We start from the raw sequence: 18,216 nt of genomic DNA, 5'->3' as shown, positions 1-18,216 counted from the left end.
CTCATGCACCCCAGGGCGGCGCGTGCCCTGGGGTGTTTCCGCGTTGCTGCTGGCGGGATGTGCCGCGCCCACTCCCCCGCCCGCGCCGCCGGTGTCCCCGTTCAACGCCACGGACACCGCGTGGGTGCAGCTGATGATCCCGATGAACGAACAGCTGCTACCGGCACTCGACGTCGCCCCGCCCCAGATCGCCCGGTTCGCCGCGGAGCTCAAGGCCTCGCACTCGGACGAACTGGTCCGCCTGCGGCAGTTGCGTGACCGGGCAGGGCTGCCGGACACCAACGTGCACGCGGGCCACCAGATGCCTGGCCTGGTCTCCGCGGCCGATCTGCTGACCATCAGAACGGATCCCTCGGCGCTCACGAAGAAGCTGCACGAGCACCTCGACCAGACGGCCAAACTCGCCCGCAGTGAACAGGAGAACGGAACGGACGCCGCGACCAAGGAGTTCGCGGCGTCCGTCGAGTCGTCACGCAGGGATCAGCTCACCAGGCTCGGTCAGGGGTAGTTCACGACGTACCGGACCTGGTTCGCCAGGTCCGCCTGACCGCCCGTGCCGTTGATGACGTTGGCGATGGTGCCCACGCCGCCCAGCGACACCGCCACGAGGTGCGTGAACCGAACTCCTGACCGGTTCGGCGCCTCGAAGCCGTTGTCCGTCACGATGCTCGGATCGGCCTGGTTGAACGCGTAGACACCGACACCGAACGCATCGTGCGTGGTCACCGAATCAGCGACCTTGTAGCCGGCCCAGCCTCGCTTGGACCCGTTCATCCAGGCGGCCTGGTTCGGCGGGTCGTACGGCAGCTCGTTCTGGTACAGGTAGACGCGACCGCCGTTGCCGTTCCAGACCAGGTTGTGCTGCTGGTAGTGCTCGACGAACAACCCGTACGCGATCACGTTGTCGCCGTTGACGACCACGCCGTTCTGGCCGGGGTTGGCCGTCCAGCTGACGCCCGCGCCGTGGTCGGCGCGCCACACCCAGGTGTGGTCGATGATCGTGTTGCGGCTGTTGACGCGCATGCTGACCGTGGCCTTGCCGGCCTGCGACCCGCCGACGCGCAGGTACACGTCGTGCAGCGAGGTCGGGTTGGCGGCGTGCGAGGTGGCGCTGGAGTCACCGATCTCCAGCAGCACCGGGGAGTTCTGCACACCGGCGTCGACCAGGAACCCGGCCAGCTTCACACCGTCCACATCGGACGTCGTCAGCGCGGCTTTGCCGGTGGTCGGCGTCAGGGTCGCAAGACCCAGACCCAGCACGACGGTGTTCGGGCGGGTCACCCGGATCGTGTCGTCGAGCTGGTGGATGCCCGGCGTCAACAGCAGGTGCTTGCCCTGCGCCAAAGCCGCGTTGATCGTCGCGGCCGAGGTGCCGGGCTTGACGATGAAGAAGTCCGCGAGCGACACCGACGTGCCGGGGTTGCCGTTCTCCCAGCTCGTGCCGCGCGAGTTCTGGCGCAGCGCGGGCAGGAAGACGCGGTACTCACCGGAGTTGTCGAAGTACAGGTACGGCTTCTCCCGCGTCACCGGCGAGTTGTCCACGGTCGTGTGCGACGGGTTCGGGAAGTTGTTCGGCGGAGCGCCCTGCGTGCCCGCGAACACCATGTTCCACACCGACCCCGACCAACCACCGGCCAGGTTGCTGTTGCGGGTCAGGAACTGCTGCTGCGAACCGGAGACGGTCACGCCGTCGATCTTGCTGTCCACGATCAGACCGCCGCTGGCCCAGCCGTCGTAACCGTTCCACAGGTGCGCCTGGCCGCGCAGGTGCATCCGCCGGTACGCGGTGGCCTGCGAGACCGCCCAGCGCTCGATCTGGTTGGGAGGCAAGGTGACCGAGAGGTTCTCGGTGCCGCGCCAGAAGTTCTGCGTGGCGTTGCCCAGGTTGTTCGGGTCGTCGCCCTGCTGGAGCCAGTCGGCCTCGACGCGGATGTGGCCGTTGATGTTCACGTCGTCCGGCATCAGCCCGAGACCCGCGATCTGCGTGTAGAAGCGCAGGTTCACGTCGGCGTTGTAGCTGCCGGGCTTGAACAGCACGGCGTAACGCTGCGGCCCGAACTGGTTGGTCTTCATCTGCGTCGCGATGGAGTCGAGCCGCGACTGCATCTCCGACTGCGACGAACCCGGCCCGTAGACGAACACGTTCGGCCCGAAGTCCGGGTTGCGCGGGTCGGTCGGCGGCACACCCGGCGTGTCGGTGGTGGTGAAGACTCCCAGCTCCCACAACGAATAGCCGTACCCGGTGCCGCGCTGCGTGCCGAGCACGCGCAGGTAGCGGCCGGACCCGGTGACGTCGACCGACTGCGTGCCACCGGTGCCGGTCGGGGTCGAGTAGAGGTTGCTCCAGGAACTCGCGTTCGCCGGGGTGTCGGTCACCTGGACCTGGAACGCCTTGCCGTACGCGCCTTCCCAGCTCAGCGACACGCGACAGACCTGCTGACTCGAACCCAGATCCACCTGCAACCACTGCGGATCCGAGAACTGCGAAGACCAGCGCGTACCCGCGTTCCCGTCCACGGCGGCGGAAGCAGGGGTGCCACCGTTCTCGGTCGACGACGCGGTGGCGGACTTGTTGAGAGCGACGTTGGAGGTGCCGCACGCGGCGGCACCCGCTTGGGAGGTAACGCTGATCGTGGTCACTAAACACAGGGCGGCAGCGGACAGCGCGGCGGCCCTGGACAGGGTTGAGCCCATGATCCTGCCTGACGGGGAAAGGGCTGAAAGCCTTGGACAGGGGCGTGAGAGCGCTCTCCCAAGGGACGTTAACGCCGGGTGTCGAACAGGTCAATCAGGCAGAGGCCCGTACGACGAGTTCCGGTTCGAAGATGACGGATTTCGGCCGTTGTCCCGGTTTTTCCAGGTCGGCGAGCAACAGCTCGGCCATCGAGGCGGCCATCCGCTCCACGGGTTGCCGGATCGTGGTGAGCGGCGGGCGACAGGCGAGGGCGGGCGCGCTGTCGTCGAACCCGACCACGGCGACGTCTCCGGGCACGCGCAGTCCGTGTTCCTGCAGCACGTCCACGGCCGCCTGCGCCATCAGGTCGTTCGCGGCGAACACGGCGTCGAGGTCCGGGCACTCGGTGAGGAGCCGGTGCATCGCGGCCGTGCCGCTCTCGGCCGTGAACCCGCCCTCGACGGTCGGGACGAACGGGAACCCGTGCCGTGCCATCGCGTCGCGGAAGCCGGCGTGCCTGTCCTGGCTCGCGAGCACGTCCATCGGGCCGGAGATCGTGGTGATGTTGTACCGCCCCGCCGCCACCAGGTGGTCGGCGGCCATCCTGCCGCCCGCGCGGTGGTCCATGTCGACGTAGCTCACCGGCATCGGGCTGCCGGGCCGGGCGTAGAGCACCGCGGGAACCCCGGCTTCGAGCAGCCGGGCGGGCAACGGGTCGGCGGGATGGGTCGACACCAGCAGCGCGCCGTCGGCGCTGCCCTGTCTGAGGAACTCGACGACCTCGGTCCGCGCGTGGTCCGAGTCGGCGAGCATGAGCACCGGGTGCACGCTGTGCGTGCGCAGGAAGTCGACCACTCCGGCCGTCACACGGCCGAAGAACGGGTCGGTGAACACGTCCGATCCCCCGCCGGCGCCGCAGATCACCAACGCGACCGTGCCGGTGCGCCGAGTGACGAGAGACCGGGCCACGCGGTTGGGCGTGTACCCGGTCTGCTCGATCGCGTTGCGCACCGTCTCCTGGATGTCAGGATCGACGTTGCGCGTGCCGTTGACGACCCGTGACACCGTCGCGCGGGACACGCCCGCGACTCTGGCAACGTCCTCCAACGTGGGTGCGGCCTTGCTCATGCACCGGTTGTACCACGATCGGAGAGCGTTCTCCCAACATCAAGAGGTCACGACGACGTCCTTGATCGCACCAGGCCAGTAGTCGACGTTCTGGCCGTTGTACTTGGCACGTCCCACCGCGAGCGCGCCGGTGCTCACGATCGCCGGTCCCGCCGGGGCCGTGGCCACCAGCGCGCCGTCGAGGTAGAGCCGGATCTCGCCGCCCTTCTTCTCTCCCTTGAGCTCGTACCAGCGGCCGATCTCCGGCGTGGTCTCGAACCGGGCGCGGTTGCCTCCCGGTGTGCTGAACGCGAACGCGCCCTGGCCGTACTGCAGGTAGAAGGGGTTCTCCCGCTCCCGGCCGTCCTGGCTCACCGCGGTGGCGTAGCCGCCCGGCACCTCGTTCAGCCGCACCTTCGCCGACACCGTGTAGTCCTTGGTCGTGTCGACGACCGGGCCGTAGGTGTCCGCCGAGCCGTTGCGGAACTCCAGCGCGCCGTCCTTCCAGGTGGCGCCAGTCGGGCTGAGCGTCAGCGGGTTCTTGCCGGTCGAGTCCTTGGCCGTCGCGCCCTTGGTCTCGTTCAGCTTCCACTCGCCGCTGCCCGCGTAGTCGTACGGCTTGCCCGCGTTCGCCCCGGCCTCGATGACGCGCCGGTTGATCTCGCGGACCGGACCGGGATCGACCTTGATGCGCTTGCGGTCGTAGGTCCAGAGCCCGTTGAGCTCGCCTTCCAGGTCGGTGACCTGCGTGTAGACCGACGCGGACATCTCCTGGCGGGCCTGGCCGAGGTAGAACGTGCGGGTGTTGTCGACGTACTTCGCCGTCAGCGCCGCCTTGTCCGCCACACCGCTGTAGATCGCGATCGGCGCTCCGGGCCACTGGTGTCCCGGCGTGCGCAGCGTGAAGCCGCCGTGCTCGCCGTCCATCACGACGCGTTTGCCGTCCGGACGGGCCGGGTCGGTGTTGTTGTAGTCGTGGTGGTCGATGACGTCGCCCTTGCCGCTGTCACCCTTGGAGGCGCAGCAGTTCACGCCGCTGTGCGCGCTGACGATCCGGCTCGGGTCGATGGCCTTGACCTCGTCGGTGATCTGGCCGGTCACCGTGCGGTCCCACTCGCCCCAGCCCTCGTTGAACACGATCCAGGCGTAGATGGACGGGTAGTTCTGGAGCTGGTGCATCAGCTCCTTGCCCTCCTTGACGAACCGCTCCTGCGAGAGCGGGTTGTTGCCGTCCTCGAGGGCCACGAAGTCCTGCCACACCAGCAGTCCGAGCCGGTCGGCGTGGTAGTACCAGCGGGCGGGTTCCGCCTTGATGTGCTTGCGGACCGCGTTGAAGCCGAGGTCCTTCTGCGCCTTCAGGTCGAAGACCAGCGCCTCGTCGCTCGGCGCGGTGTTCAGGCCGTCCGGGTAGAAGCCCTGGTCGAGCTGCATCAGGTTGAAGATCGGCTGGCCGTTGAGCGTCAGCTTCGGCGTGCCGCCGATGGTCGTCATGCCGGTGGACCGCATGCCGAAGTAGCTCTTGACCTTGTCCTTGCCGAGCGTGATGTCGAGCTTGTAGAGGTACGGGTCGTCCGGCGTCCACAGGTGCGCGTTCGGCACCGGCAGCGTGAGCTTGGAGTTCGCCGGTCCGGTGACCGTGCCGACCTGCTTGCCCTTGGCGTCCCTGGCGACCGCCGTGACGGTGGCGTTGCCGGCGGACTTGACGGTGACCGCGAGCGAGCTGGTGGCGAGGTCGGGGGTCGTCTTGATCTCGTCGATGCCCTTGTCCGCGACCGGTTCCATCCACACGGTCTGCCAGATGCCCGACGACGGCGTGTAGAAGATGCCGCTGGGGTTGGGCGACTGCTTGCCCTTGGGCTGGTTCGGGCCGGTGGTGTCGGTGACGGCGACGACGATCTCCTGCTCACCGCGCTTGAGAGCGTCGGTGATGTCCGCGCTGAACGCCGTGTAGCCGCCGGTGTGCTCGGCGACGAGCTTGCCGTTCACCCAGACCTTGGCCTCGTAGTCGACCGCGCCGAAGTTGAGCTTCAGCCGCTGCCCGGAACCGATCTTCCAGTCGTTCGGGACGTTGACCGTGCGGCGGTAGAACATGTGGTCCTCGTGCCGTTCGAGCCCGGAGAGCTGCGACTCGATCGGGTAAGGAACGACGACCTTCTCGCGCAGCTTCTTGCCGAACACCGGCTGTTCGCCCGCCTTGGCGCCGGCGAACTCCCACGGGCCGTTGAGGTTGAGCCACTTGTCGCGTTCCAGCTGCGGCCTCGGGTACTCCGGCAACGGGTTGCGCGTGTCGACCTTCTCGCCCCACGGCGTTTTGAGCCGTTCTGTGGAGACGTTGCCGGTCGTGCGAGCGGTCTTCTCGACCTTCTTGCCGTCGACCGCGAGCGCGCCCGCGCCGTCGTAGTAGATGCGGATCCGCTGACCCTTCAGCACCCGCTCGCCCAGCCGGATCGTCGCCTTGTTCCGGCTCGTGGTGATGACCGAGATCGGGAACGGGGTGGCGTCGACGTCGACGCGCAGGTGGTCCTTCAGGTCGTTCGCGCCCGTGACGCGGCCACCGAAGTCCGCGGTGAGGGTGCGCCCGTCCTTGGAGACCTCGGCCGTGCGCGGCACGACCTGGAAGTCGGCGGGCGGCGTGAACGCGGACTCCGGCACGAGCTGCTTCGCGATCGTCGGGCTCGACCAGCGCAGGAACATGTTGGCGCCGCCGACGTCCTGGAACATCTCCAGCTTGAACGCGTACTGGCGCCCGGCGGTGAGCGTCACCGGCGCGCTGGTCTGCTCGCGGTCCCAGTCGGGCACCCAGTGGTCGATCACCGGTTTGTCGTCGATCAGCAGCCGGAACCCGTTGTCGCCGATGGCGTGGAACGTGTAGTCGCCGGACTGCGGCACCGCGATCTGCCCGGTCCAGCGGGCCGTCGTGTGCTCGGTGCGGCCGTTGAGGAATCCGAAGACGCCGGTGAGGTCACCCTGGTTGACGTCGGCGTCCAGCACGGTGCCACCCAGGGTCGCGAAGTCCCGCGCACCCGGTGCCGACATGCTGAAGTACTCGCCCTTGAGGCCGTGCACGGGCTCGGCGGCACTCGCGGACGGCAGTCCGGGCGCTATGCCCAACGCCAGCAGCAGAGCGACGAGTACGGGGGCGGCTTTCTTCATCAGCGAAGATCCCCTTCGTTTTTACAACGTTGTAAGAGCGCTCCCCTACATCCACGCACACGGTTCTGGCGCCGGGCTACGGCCGAACGGAGGTATCGGGCATGTCAAACCGGACAAGTTTCCGGGAAGTTACGGATGGTGCCTGGATCGTTCGACCTGGCGGCCCACCGGACAGACCGCAGGTCACACACGACAGCGGCGGGCTCGGCGCGCGCGTGCGGCGGCGACCGTCGAGTCGACCGGCGCACCCGGCAGGCCGGGTTCATCGTTCTCCTCACCACGCCGGCAACGTCGTCCTGATCGAGTCATGGCCGTCGCGCAGGCGCCGCCCGGACCGCGCGTTGCCCACCGCCACCACCTCCGCGAGGATCGACAGCGCGGTCTCGGCGAGCGACGTGCCGCCGAGGTCGAGCCCGGCCGGACCGCACACCCGTTCCAGTCCGGGCACTCCCGCCAGCCGCCGCAACCGCTGGGTGTGCGTCGCTCTGCTGCCGAGCGCGGCGACGTGCCCGGCTCCGCTGCGCAGCGCGGCACGGATCGCCCGGTCGTCGATGCGCGGGTCGTGCGTGAGCGTGACCACGGCGTCCCCCGGCCCGAGCGTGGTGATCCACTCGTCCGGCCACGCGCGGATCACCTGGCAGGACACCGGAAACGCTCCCGATTCGACGTGGCCGGGCCGGGGATCGAGGATGACCACCCTGAGGTGCAACGACTCCGCCAGCACGGCCACGCTCGCGGCGAGATCGGTGGCACCGACCAGGACGAGCGTGTTCCGTCCCGGCAGATCCTCGACGAACGCCGGACCGTCGCCGGGAGCGGTGCCCACCGACCACGCGTACGGCGGAGTCAGGTCGATCCGCACCGACAGCCGCCGGTCGTTCGTGATCGCCGAGGTGATCGCCGAACGCACCGGATCATCCGGCACGTGCGTGAGCAGCACCCGCAGTTCTTCAGCGCACGCAGGGGTTTCCTCCCACGGCATGAGGTGCGCGCCCGGCGCGACGACGGCGACGCCGGGTGCCTCGCCGTCGAGCACGGCGCGGGCCGCGTCGAGCACCATCCCCTCGACGCAGCCGCCGGACACCGACCCGCGCCACGTTCCGTCCGCGGCGATCGCCATGGTGGCGCCGAGCGGGCGCGCACCCGGACCGTCGCGATCGACGAGCCGGGCGAGCACCACCGGTTCGTTCTGCTTCTCCAGCACGAACGGCCACACCTCGCGCAGCACGGTCAGTCCTCGATCACGCGGTCGAGCGTGATCGGCAACCGGCGCTGCCGCTTGCCCGTCGCGTGCCACACGGCGTTCGCGACGGCCGCGGCGACCGCCACCGTGCCGATCTCGCCTGGTCCCTTGAGCCCCAGCGGGTTGTCCGGCTCGTGGTCCTCCACGACGTCGGCGTCGATGAACGGCACGTCCGCGTTCGCCGCGAAGTGGTAGCCGGCGAAGTCCGCGTTCACCTGCCTGCCCGTGACCTCGTCGCGCACGACCTGCTCGTGCAACGCCATGGACAGCCCCATGATCATGCCGCCGACCAGCTGGCTGCGCACCATCAGCGGGTTCACCACCCGCCCGACCGCGAACCGTCCGACCAGCCTGCGCACCCGCACCTCCCCGGTCGCGGGATCGACCGCGACCTCGGCGAAGATCGCGCTGTAGGCGTGCCGCTCGCGTGGCGGGAGGCTGAAGATCTCGTTGGTCGTGTCGGACGTGACCGACACCGGCAGCGGCGGCTTCGACTCCAGCCGGGCCAGCAACTCCTCGGCCGCCGAAGAGATCGCCCAGGACCACGACGTCGTGCCGAGTGAACCGCCCGCGCCCCAAGCCGGTCCCAGTGCGCTGTCGCCGATCTTCAACCGGATCTTGGACCGGTCGACGTGCAGGACGTCGGCGGAGATCGCGGTCAACGCCGTGCGGGCGCCGGTCCCGATGTCCATCGCCGCGATCGCGACGGTGAACGTGCCGTCCGGCTCCGCGGTGATCGTCGCCGAGGACGGGAACGACATGGTGAGGAACGATGTTCCGGCCATCCCGGTGCCGATCAGCAGGTGGCCTTCCCTGCGCTGCCGCGGGCGGTGGTCGCGGCCCGCCCAGCCGAACGCCCGCGCGCCCTCCTCCACGCACCGCGGGTAGTTGCGGCTGGTGAACGGATGGCCGCTCACCGGACCAACGTCCGGCTCGTTGCGGCGGCGCAGGTCGAGCGGGTCGACCTGCAGGCGTTCGGCCAGTTCGTCCATGGCGGACTCCAGCGCGAACGAGCCGGGCGCGGTGCCCGGTGCGCGCAGCGAGTTCGGCGGCAGGATGTGCAACGGCACCACGGTGATCCGCGTGCGGATGGCGTCGGCGGCATAGAGGATCTTCGAGACCTCCACGCAGTTCTCGATGTACTCGGCCATCACCGACAGTTCGAACGTCGCCTCGTGCCCGATCGCCCGCAGCCTGCCGTCCTGGTCGGCGCCCAGTCGCACGCGCTGCTGGGTGGCCGCTCGCGCGGACGTCGCCAGGAACACCTCTTCCCTGGTCAGCGCCACCCGGACAGGTCGTTCGAAGAGCATCGCGGCCATCGTCGCGAGGATCAGCTGCGGCCCGACTCCACCTTTCGCACCGAACCCTCCGCCGAGCTGCTGCGCCTCGACGCGCACGTCGGCCGGCGGCGTGCCGAACAGCAGGGACAACGCCTGCGCTGTGCCGTACGGCGACTGGGTGGTGTCGAACGCGCGGATCCTGCCGTCCTCCAGCCAGACCGTCGCGGCGTGCGGTTCCATGGCGCAGGCCGACTCCGGCGGCGTGAGGTACCACTCGTCCACCGTGACGGCGGACCCGGCCAGTTCGGCGTCCAGATCACCCTTCTCGGCGTCCGGGCCGTACGTGGTCAGCGCGGGACGCAGCAACGGGTGCGTGGTCGAGAGCCCGATGTCGTGCGGTTGCTCCACACAGGACACCCGAAGCAGCTCGGCTCCCGCCCGCGCCTGTTCCGGCGTCTCCGCGACCACGAGCGCGATCGGCCGGCCGCCGTGCTCGACCACGTCGTTCTGCAGCAACAACAGCTGGCCGTCGGGGCCGAAGAACGTGCCCGCCTCGGGGTTGAGGCGTGGGGCGTTGCGGTGGTCGACGACGCCGATCACGCCTGGCGACGCGAGGGTTTCCGCGGTGTCGATGCCGGTGATCCGGCCGCGGGTGATCGTGGACGTCACGAGAGCGCCGTGTGCCATGCCCTCGACCGGGATGTCGGCGGTGTAGCGGGCCCGGCCGCGCAGCTTGTCCCTGCCCTCGACCCTGGTCCACGACGAGCCGATCGCCTCGGGGGTTGTTGTCACCGTGTCACTCCGCTCGGGTCAGGTCGGTCAGCACGGCCTGGACGAGGTTGCGCGCGAGCGTCACCTTGTAGCCGTTGTGCGGCAACGGGGTCGCGGCGGCCAGCTCGGCTTCGGCGGCGGCGCGGAACATCTCGGGCGTGGCCGGGGCGCCGAGCAGCCGTTCCTCGGCGATCTGCGCCCGCCACGGGTGCGAGGCGACGCCGCCGAGTGCGATGCGAACCTCCCGCACCCGGCCGAGCTCCACGGTCAGATCCGCCGCCACCGACACGGTCGCGAAGGCGTAGGACGCGCGCTCACGGACCTTGCGGTACCGGGACCGGCCGCCTTCCTCGTGCGGCAGGGTGACCGAGGTGATCAACGCTCCGGCGGGCAGTGTGGTCTCGACGTGCGGGGTGTCGCCGACCGGCTTGAAGAACCGCGCGATCGGGATCTCGCCCTGGCCGGTCAGCGTCTCGTAGCGCACGACCGCGTCGAACAGCATCAGCGCCACGGCCATGTCCGACGGGTTCGTCGCGACGCAGCTCGGCGACGTGCCGAGAACGGCGTGGTTGTGGTGCTCGCCCTCCAGAGCCGCACACCCGCTGCCCGGCACGCGCTTGTTGCACGCGGAGGCCAGATCGGCGAAGTAGGCGCATCGGGTGCGTTGCAACAGGTTTCCGGCGGTGGTGGCCATGTTGCGCAACTGCCCGGACGCACCCGCCAGCACCGCCTGCGCCAACGCCGGATAGCGGCGGCGGATCTCCGGATGCGCGGCGGTCTCGCTGTTGGTCGTCGTCGCGCCGATGACCAGGTCACCGTTGGAGGCCTCGCTGATGCCGTTCAACGGCAACGCGCGCACGTCGACCAGGCGGGCAGGAGTCTCGACACCGCGCTTCATCAGGTCGACGAGATTGGTGCCACCGGCCAGGAACTTCGTGTCGGCCTCGGCAACCGACGTCAACGCTTCGTGGACGGCGGTCGCACGGCGGTAGGCGAACTCCTTCACCGCTTCACCTCCTCGCGCCCGGCGGCGTCGAGCACCGCCCGCACGATCGACGGGTAGGCACCGCACCGGCAGAGGTTCCCGCTCATCCGCTCGCGCACCTCGTCGGCGTCGAGTTCACACCTGTGCTCCGGCGACACGTCGGCCGTGACCGCGCTCGGCCAGCCCGCGCGGTGTTCGGCGAGCACCCCGACCGCCGAGCAGAGCTGCCCCGGCGTGCAGAACCCGCACTGGAACCCGTCCAGCCGCAGGAACGCCTCCTGCACCGGCCGCAGCTCGTCGTCGGCCGCGAGCCCTTCGACCGTGGTGACCTGGGCGCCGTCGGCGGCGACCGCGAGCGTCAGGCACGACACCACGCGCTTGCCGTCCAGCAGGACCGTGCACGCGCCGCACTGGCCGAAGTCGCAGCCCTTCTTGGGGCCGGTGTTCTCCGTGTCCTCGCGCAACGCGTCGAGCAACGACCTGCGGTGGTCGACCGTCAGGTGGTGAGTGGTTCCGTTGACCTTCAACGAGATCTGGCTGCGAGTGGCGTCAGTCATCGCCCTCCCCTTCGACTGATCCGATCGAATCAGCGAACGGCGGCTGGGACGTGAACGATGCTCTCGCGCTCTTGCCTGATCGTGCCGCGTGTCAGCGGGCCGGGCCGGTCGACCCCCTCTCCACCAGGTGGACGTCCAGGGTGGCGGGCCCCGGCGGTTGTTCGTCGCGTTCGATCTCGCCGATCAGCATCGCCACGGCCGTCGCGGCCTTCGCCGGGAGGTCCTGCGCGATCGTGGTCAGCGTCGGCCGGACGTACCGGCACAGGTCCAGGTCGTCGAACCCCATCACCGAGACGTCGTCCGGCACGCTCGCCCCGGTCTCCTGCAACCCGGCCACGACGCCGATGGCGAGGATGTCGGCGGTGGCGAACACGGCCGTGGCCGACGGGTGGTCGGAACGCAGCCGACGGCCCAGCGCGACGCCGTCGTCGTAGGTGGTGTTGGCCGCCTCCACCGCGCAGTCGCCGCCGAGCGCCTCCTTGAAGCCCTGGAAGCGTTGCCAGACAACGCCTTGACCGGCGAAGCGCGGGCCGGCGAAGACGACGTCGACGTGGCCGAGGGCCCGCAGGTGCTCGGCGGCCAGCCGGCCTCCGGTGGCGTCGTCGGTGCGCACGCCCCTGGTCACCGGGTTGTCCGCGTAGCTGTCCACCGCGACGATCCGGGTGCGGCCCGCCGAGCTCGCGGTGAACGTGGCGATCTCCTCGTCGAGGAAGCCCAGCAGCAGTGCCCCGTCGAGGTTCCACGCCCGCAACGCCTCCGCGACCTCGCCTGGCCGGGCGATGCCGCGCAGCAGCACGTCGTAGGCGCGTTTGCGCAGTTCTCGTTCCAGCTGGCCGATGATCGCGACGTTGTGCGGGCTGATCGTCAGGCTCTCCTCGTCGGCCGCCGGCACCAGCACGCCGACCATCCGCGACGACTTCGCGGCCAGGCTGCGCGCGGAGTGGCTCGGCACGTACCCCAGCTCCACGACGATCCGCTGGATCCGCTCGATCGTCGCGGGAGAGACCCTCGCGCTGTTGCCGTTGATGACGTTCGAGACCGTCATCATGCTGACGCCCGCCCTCTGGGCGATGTCCTTCAACGTGACCCGCACGCTCGCGTTCCCGCCTTCCCCGCTCGGCTGCCGCTCGGTTGACAGCATGGCACGGGTCACATTACCGTCATTTCAGGTTGAGCGCTAAACCTACTTTCAACCTTCCCAGCGAGAACGGGGTCGACGTGAGCAGTGGCATTTCCGTCGCACCATCCGTGACCAGGCCCGTGAACAGCGCGGACTGGTGGCGGGACGCGGTGATCTACCAGATTTACCCGCGCAGTTTCGCGGACGGCGACGGCGACGGCGTCGGTGATCTCGCGGGCGTGCGATCGCGGTTGCCCTATCTCGCCTCGCTCGGCGTGGACGCGCTCTGGTTCACGCCGTGGTACGCCTCCCCGCTCGCGGACGGCGGCTACGACGTCGCGGACTACCGGGCGATCGACCCGGCGTTCGGCGACCTGGCCGCGGCCGAGCAGCTCATCACCGTGGCCGCGGCGCTCGGCATCCGCACGATCGTCGACGTGGTGCCGAACCACGTGTCCGACCAGCACGCGTGGTTCCAGGCGGCGCTGGCGGCGGAGCCGGGCTCACCCGAGCGGGAGCGCTTCTGGTTCCGGCCGGGCCGCGGCGAGCACGGCGAACTCCCTCCCACCGACTGGGTGTCGAGCTTCTCCGGCGGCACGTGGACCCGCACCGCGAACCCGGACGGCACGCCCGGCGAGTGGTACCTGCACCTGTTCGCGCCGCAGCAGCCCGACCTCAACTGGACCCACCCGGACGTGTGGCGCGAGCACGAGGCCGTGCTGCGCTTCTGGTTCGACCGCGGGGTGGCGGGCATCCGGATCGACTCGGCGACCATGCCGGTCAAGGATCCCGGGTTCCCCGAGGTCGCCGAGGCGGCCGGCCATCCGTTCGTCGACCGCGACGAGGTGCACGAGATCTACCGGCGCTGGCGCGCGGTCGCCGACTCCTACGCCGAGCCGAGGGTGCTGATCGGCGAGGTCTGGCTGGCGGACCAGCAGCGGTTCGCCCGCTACCTGCGTCCCGACGAGATGCACACGGCGTTCAACTTCGACTTCATGACCCGCCCGTGGGACGCCGCCGCGCTGCGCGCCTCGATCGAGTCCACACTGGACGCTCATCGGCCGGTCGGCGCACCCGCCACGTGGGTGCTGGCGAACCACGACGTCACCCGGCCCGCCACCCGCTACGGCCGCCAGGACAGCTCGTTCGGGTTCGAGGCGCGGAGGTTCGGCATCGCGACCGATCTGTCCCAGGGCACGCGCAGGGCTCGCGCGGCGGCGTTGCTGACGGGTGCGCTGCCAGGCTCGCTGTACGTCTACCAGGGCGACGAGCTGGGTCTGCCCGAGGTGGAGGACCTGCCGCTGGACGTGCTGCAGGACCCCATGTTCTTCCGCTCCGACGGGGTCGACCCCGGCCGGGACGGGTGCCGTGTCCCGCTGCCGTGGACCGAGGACGGCAGCGCGTTCGGGTTCAGTCCACAGGGGACGGTCCCGGCGCCGTGGCTCCCCCAGCCCACCGGCTGGGGCTCCTACTCGGTGCAACGGCAGGAGGCCGATCCCGGCTCGATGCTGAGCCTGTACCGCGCCCTGCTGTCGCTGCGCCCGCGCGACGCGGAGTTCGCCTGGCTCGACGCGGGCCAGGACGTGCTCGCGTTCCGCCGCGGCGCGGACTTCGTCTGCGTCGTGAACCTCGGCTCCACCCCTGTTGCCCTTCCGCCGCACACCGACGTGCTGCTCGCCAGCTCCGAAGTGCGCGGCGGCCACCTCTCCCCCGACGCCGCCGCCTGGCTGCGCGGGTAAGCCGCCCGCAAGGAGTGACGATGAAGTCCTCGAGAATCAGCGCCGTCGTACTGGCCACGGCGCTCGCCGTCACCGGGTGCGCCGGTGGCGAGCCGGAGGGGTCGGGCGGCCGGCTCGCCCTGACCGTCGCGATCGACCCCGGTCTGGAGAAGGGCGCGGTCGACGCGTTCAACGCCCGTGTCGCCGAGTTCGAGAAGGCGCACCCGGACGTGGACGTGCAGCCCCAGGAGTACAAGTGGGACGCGACGACGTTCACCGCGCAGCTCGCGGGCGGCACGCTGCCCGCCGTGTTCACCGCGCCGTTCACCGACGGCCGCGGGCTCATCGAACGCAAGCAGATCGCGGACATCAGCGGCGAGGTGGCGAAACTGCCGTACGCCAAGGGGTTCAACGCGTCGGTGGCCAAGGCCGGCCAGGCGGCGGACGGCGCCATGCAGGCCGTGCCGATCGCCGCGTACGGCCAGGCCCTGCACTACAACCGCACGCTGTTCAAGCAGGCGGGGCTCGACCCGGACAAGCCGCCCGCCACGTGGGCGGAGGTGCGCTCGGCCGCGAAGCAGATCGCCGAGCGCACCGGCCAGGCCGGCTACGCCCAGATGACGGCGGGCAACACCGGCGGCTGGATCCTCGCCACGCTCGACTACGCGTTCGGCGGCCGGGTCGAGCAGCTCTCCGGTGACAGCGCGAAGTCCACGCTGAACACGGACGAGATGCGGGCCGTGCTGAAGCAGCTGCAGGACATGCGGTGGACGGACAACAGCATGGGCGCGAACTTCCTCTACGACTGGGCGACGATCAACCAGGACTTCGCGGCGGGTCGCATCGGCATGTACGTCTCGGGCGGCGGCAACTACGGCTCGCTCAAGGCGCAGAACGCCTTGAAGGCCGAGGACTACGGCATCACCACGGTTCCGCTGGCGGACAAGGGCACGGCCGGTGTGCTCGGCGGCGGCTCGCTCGCCGTGGTGCGCGCGAAGTCGTCCGCCGCGGTGGTGTCCGCGGGCGTGCAGTGGATCGACTTCTACTACCTGTCGAAGCTCACCGCGCAGGACCAGGCCGTGGCCGACGCGAAGACGACGGCCGAGTCGTCCCAGGCGGTCGGCTCGCCCGAGCTGCCGGTGTTCGACCGCGCCCTGCACGACCAGCGGCAGCAGTGGATCGCGCAGTACGTCAACGTGCCGGTGCAGCAGATGAAGCCGTACACCGACAAGATGTTCGCGCAGCCTCTCGTGCCCGAACCGACGAGGTCGACGCAGCAGGTCTACGCGTTGCTCGACCCGGTCGTGCAGGCGGTGCTGACCGACCGGAACGCCGACGTGACCGCGTTGCTCACTCAGGCCGAGTCGCAGGCGCAGGCGCTGCTGGACCGCAAGTGACCACGACCGCCCCGCCCCGGCAGGCCGCGCCTCCTCGCGCGGCACGGCCTGCCGCGCACCCCCGTCGTCGACGGCGCCGCGGTGGCCTCGCGGCACTGGTGTTCCTGCTGCCGATGTTCGCGGTGTTCGGCGTGTTCTCGTGGCTCCCGATCCTGCAGACCGCCGTGATGTCGTTGCAGCAGACGAACCTGGTCGACACCCCGGAGTTCGTCGGCCTGGACAACTTCGTGACGGTCCTGAACGACCCGCTGCTGTGGACGGCGGTCCGCAACACCCTGTGGTTCGCGTTCCTCGCGTTGCTCATCGGCTACCCGGCGCCTCTGGTGCTCGCGGTGCTGATGAACGAGGTGCGCAGGCTGCGCGGCCTCTACAGCGCGCTCGCCTACCTGCCCGTGGTGGTCCCACCGGTGGTGGCGGTGCTGCTGTGGAAGTTCTTCTACGACGCGGGCCCGCACGGCCTGTTCAACACGGTGCTGGGCTGGTTCGGCATCGCGCCGGTCGCGTGGCTGCAGGACGGCGGCACCGCGATGGTGTCGCTCGTCGTGGAGTCCACCTGGGCGGCGATGGGCGGCACGGTCATCATCTACCTGGCCGCTCTGACCCGCGTACCGCCGGAGCTCTACGAGGCCGCCGAGATCGACGGCGCCTCGGTGTGGCACAAGGTCTGGCACGTGACGCTGCCGCAACTGCGGGGCGTCCTGCTGATCACGTTCATCCTGCAGATCGTCGGCACGGCCCAGGTGTTCCTGGAACCGTTCCTGTTCACCGGCGGCGGCCCGGCGAACAAGACCACCACGATCCTCCTGCTGATCTACAACTACGCCTTCGCCTCCAGCCTGGGCGGCGACTACGGCGCCGCCACCGCCCTGAGCCTGATGCTCGCCGTCGTGCTGGCCCTGCTGTCCGCCCTGTACTTCCGCCTCACGCGTTCGTGGAGCACGTCATGACCGACCGCAGCGGGGAGAGCCCTGCCCTGCGGCCGCCTCTCCGGGCAGCGCGAGAGCCGCTGCCGGGTCAGGCGGCCCCACCAAGCCAGCCGCTCTCCACCTCGGACCACATCACCACCGACCACGTCCGCCACGACCCGGCCACCACCTTCAACCTCACGCCTCCCCCTACCGCCCGACCACTTCCTCGGACACATCACCAGGCCGACTGCCACGGCCTCCCACCCCACAACCTCAAGGCCGGCCCACCTCTCAGCCGTCACCGCCCCGAAGACCACATCACCACCCGCCGCGGTCGCCACAACCCGGCCGCCGCCACCGACCACCTGCCCGCCACCGCGATCACCCCGGCCTCCGGCCTCCACCTCAGCCCGCGGAGCACACCATGACCGACCGCGGAGTCCTCTCCACCCACGACCGCAAGATCCCGGCGGTCCGGCGAACCATCCGGACCGTGCAGACCTTGCTGCTGGGCGGCCTGCTGCTCATCGGCCTGGGCCCGGTGCTCTGGCTCGCGAAGGCGGCGATCACCCCGACGCAGGACACCCTGCGCGCACCACTCGCGTTGTGGCCCAACGGCTTCGACTTCGCGAACCTCGTCACGGCGTGGACGCGGGTGGAGATCGACAAGTACTTCCTGAACACGGTGCTGCTCGCGTTCGGCGCGTGGGCGGTGCAGTTGCTGGTCGCGATGACGGCCGGGTTCGCCCTGTCGGTGTTGCGGCCGCGCTATCGGAAGTTCGTCACCGGTGTGGTGCTGGCGACGCTGTTCGTGCCGTCGGTGGTGCTGCTCGTGCCGCTCTACCTCACGATCACCGACCTGTCGCTGATCAACAGCTTCTGGGCGGTGTGGCTGCCGGCGGGCGCGAACGCGTTCAACGTCCTGCTGGTGCAACGGTTCCTCGACGGTCTGCCCCGCGAGGTGTTCGAGGCGGCGACCGTGGACGGCGCCGGTCCGTTGCGGCTGTTCGTCTCGGTCGTGTTGCCGATGTCCCGTCCGATCCTCGGGGTGGTGTCGGTGTTCGCCGTCATCGCGTCGTGGAAGGACTTCCTCTGGCCGATGTTGGTGCTGCCTGATCCGGCAGTGCAGCCGTTGTCCGTGCGTCTGCCCGCACTGCAGCGGTTCGTCGAGCTCGACGTGTTCCTCGCCGCGCTCGCCATCTCGACCCTCATCCCTGTCGCGCTCTTCCTCGTCTTCCAGCGCCTGTTCCTCAACGGCAGCGCGCTCAGCGGAGCGGTGAAGGGCTGAACGAACGGAACCCCC

14 protein-coding genes are annotated in these 18,216 nt (G+C 69.8%); 6 read left to right on the top strand and 8 right to left on the bottom strand.

The window, feature by feature from the left end; all coding sequences use genetic code 11:
* Nucleotides 1-22: 22 nt before the first annotated feature.
* Nucleotides 23-508 (top strand): DUF305 domain-containing protein, encoded by a 486-nt coding sequence (locus ACIQF0_RS09425; protein WP_360029910.1) that lies wholly within the window; start codon nt 23-25, stop codon nt 506-508.
* Here ACIQF0_RS09425 and ACIQF0_RS09420 read toward each other — a convergent pair.
* The 8 genes from ACIQF0_RS09420 to ACIQF0_RS09385 form a co-directional block, all read right to left on the bottom strand.
* A complete protein-coding gene (locus tag ACIQF0_RS09420) occupies nt 499-2,694 on the bottom strand; it encodes a discoidin domain-containing protein (RefSeq protein WP_401026581.1) in 2,196 nt (731 codons plus the stop codon). The two genes, ACIQF0_RS09425 and ACIQF0_RS09420, sit on opposite strands and share 10 nt — an antisense overlap.
* Nucleotides 2,695-2,788: 94 nt before the next feature.
* A complete protein-coding gene (locus ACIQF0_RS09415; protein WP_360029906.1) occupies nt 2,789-3,802 on the bottom strand; it encodes a LacI family DNA-binding transcriptional regulator in 1,014 nt (337 codons plus the stop codon).
* A 39-nt stretch (nt 3,803-3,841) separates the two neighbouring features.
* Nucleotides 3,842-6,934, bottom strand: coding sequence for a PA14 domain-containing protein (locus ACIQF0_RS09410; protein WP_401026576.1), 3,093 nt, complete (start codon nt 6,932-6,934; stop codon nt 3,842-3,844).
* Between the two features lie 274 nt (nt 6,935-7,208).
* The gene (locus ACIQF0_RS09405) at nt 7,209-8,162 is read right to left on the bottom strand and encodes an XdhC family protein (protein ID WP_401026573.1); all 954 of its coding nucleotides are present in this window, start codon (nt 8,160-8,162) and stop codon (nt 7,209-7,211) included.
* 2 nt (nt 8,163-8,164) lie between these two features.
* Nucleotides 8,165-10,249, bottom strand: a complete 2,085-nt coding sequence (locus ACIQF0_RS09400) for a xanthine dehydrogenase family protein molybdopterin-binding subunit (protein ID WP_401026570.1) — start codon at nt 10,247-10,249, stop codon at nt 8,165-8,167.
* Between the two features lie 4 nt (nt 10,250-10,253).
* Nucleotides 10,254-11,234 (bottom strand): FAD binding domain-containing protein, encoded by a 981-nt coding sequence (locus tag ACIQF0_RS09395; protein ID WP_401026567.1) that lies wholly within the window; start codon nt 11,232-11,234, stop codon nt 10,254-10,256.
* Nucleotides 11,231-11,770, bottom strand: coding sequence for a (2Fe-2S)-binding protein (locus tag ACIQF0_RS09390; protein ID WP_401026564.1), 540 nt, complete (start codon nt 11,768-11,770; stop codon nt 11,231-11,233). Before ACIQF0_RS09390 ends, ACIQF0_RS09395 begins: the two co-directional genes overlap by 4 nt.
* Before the next feature lie 91 nt (nt 11,771-11,861).
* Nucleotides 11,862-12,911 carry a LacI family DNA-binding transcriptional regulator gene (locus tag ACIQF0_RS09385; protein ID WP_360029895.1) on the bottom strand — a complete coding sequence of 350 codons (1,050 nt, stop codon included), beginning with the start codon at nt 12,909-12,911 and terminating at the stop codon, nt 11,862-11,864.
* A gap of 107 nt (nt 12,912-13,018) precedes the next feature.
* Here ACIQF0_RS09385 and ACIQF0_RS09380 point away from each other — a divergent pair, with 107 nt between their 5' ends.
* Genes ACIQF0_RS09380 through ACIQF0_RS09360 form a run of 5 tightly spaced genes read left to right on the top strand, consistent with a single transcriptional unit; the run spans nt 13,019 to nt 18,201 of the window.
* Nucleotides 13,019-14,629, top strand: coding sequence for a glycoside hydrolase family 13 protein (locus tag ACIQF0_RS09380; RefSeq protein WP_401026560.1), 1,611 nt, complete (start codon nt 13,019-13,021; stop codon nt 14,627-14,629).
* Between the two features lie 20 nt (nt 14,630-14,649).
* Nucleotides 14,650-16,005, top strand: coding sequence for an ABC transporter substrate-binding protein (locus ACIQF0_RS09375; protein ID WP_401026557.1), 1,356 nt, complete (start codon nt 14,650-14,652; stop codon nt 16,003-16,005).
* Nucleotides 16,002-16,952: a carbohydrate ABC transporter permease gene (locus tag ACIQF0_RS09370; protein ID WP_401026554.1), complete on the top strand. Its 951-nt coding sequence runs from the start codon at nt 16,002-16,004 to the stop codon at nt 16,950-16,952. The genes ACIQF0_RS09375 and ACIQF0_RS09370 overlap by 4 nt, the downstream gene beginning before the upstream one ends.
* Complete coding sequence (locus tag ACIQF0_RS09365; RefSeq protein WP_401026552.1) at nt 16,949-17,341, top strand: hypothetical protein; 393 nt, start codon at nt 16,949-16,951, stop codon at nt 17,339-17,341. Before ACIQF0_RS09370 ends, ACIQF0_RS09365 begins: the two co-directional genes overlap by 4 nt.
* Complete coding sequence (locus tag ACIQF0_RS09360) at nt 17,338-18,201, top strand: carbohydrate ABC transporter permease (RefSeq protein ID WP_401026549.1); 864 nt, start codon at nt 17,338-17,340, stop codon at nt 18,199-18,201. The genes ACIQF0_RS09365 and ACIQF0_RS09360 overlap by 4 nt, the downstream gene beginning before the upstream one ends.
* Nucleotides 18,202-18,216: the final 15 nt, after the last annotated feature.

Origin of the sequence: Lentzea sp. NPDC092896 (assembly GCF_044754905.1) — a bacterium.
Taxonomy (GTDB): Bacteria; Actinomycetota; Actinomycetes; order Mycobacteriales; family Pseudonocardiaceae; genus Lentzea.
This window is presented reverse-complemented; position numbering and strand designations above follow the sequence as displayed.

Coding starts and splice junctions, on each gene's coding strand:
- ACIQF0_RS09420 (WP_401026581.1), bottom strand. CDS start 2,694: ATGGGCTCAACCCTGTCCAGGGCCGCCGCGCTGTCCGCTGCCGCCCTG.
- ACIQF0_RS09415 (WP_360029906.1), bottom strand. CDS start 3,802: ATGAGCAAGGCCGCACCCACGTTGGAGGACGTTGCCAGAGTCGCGGGC.
- ACIQF0_RS09410 (WP_401026576.1), bottom strand. CDS start 6,934: ATGAAGAAAGCCGCCCCCGTACTCGTCGCTCTGCTGCTGGCGTTGGGC.
- ACIQF0_RS09390 (WP_401026564.1), bottom strand. CDS start 11,770: ATGACTGACGCCACTCGCAGCCAGATCTCGTTGAAGGTCAACGGAACC.
- ACIQF0_RS09385 (WP_360029895.1), bottom strand. CDS start 12,911: ATGCTGTCAACCGAGCGGCAGCCGAGCGGGGAAGGCGGGAACGCGAGC.
- ACIQF0_RS09375 (WP_401026557.1), top strand. CDS start 14,650: ATGAAGTCCTCGAGAATCAGCGCCGTCGTACTGGCCACGGCGCTCGCC.
- ACIQF0_RS09365 (WP_401026552.1), top strand. CDS start 16,949: ATGACCGACCGCAGCGGGGAGAGCCCTGCCCTGCGGCCGCCTCTCCGG.
- ACIQF0_RS09360 (WP_401026549.1), top strand. CDS start 17,338: ATGACCGACCGCGGAGTCCTCTCCACCCACGACCGCAAGATCCCGGCG.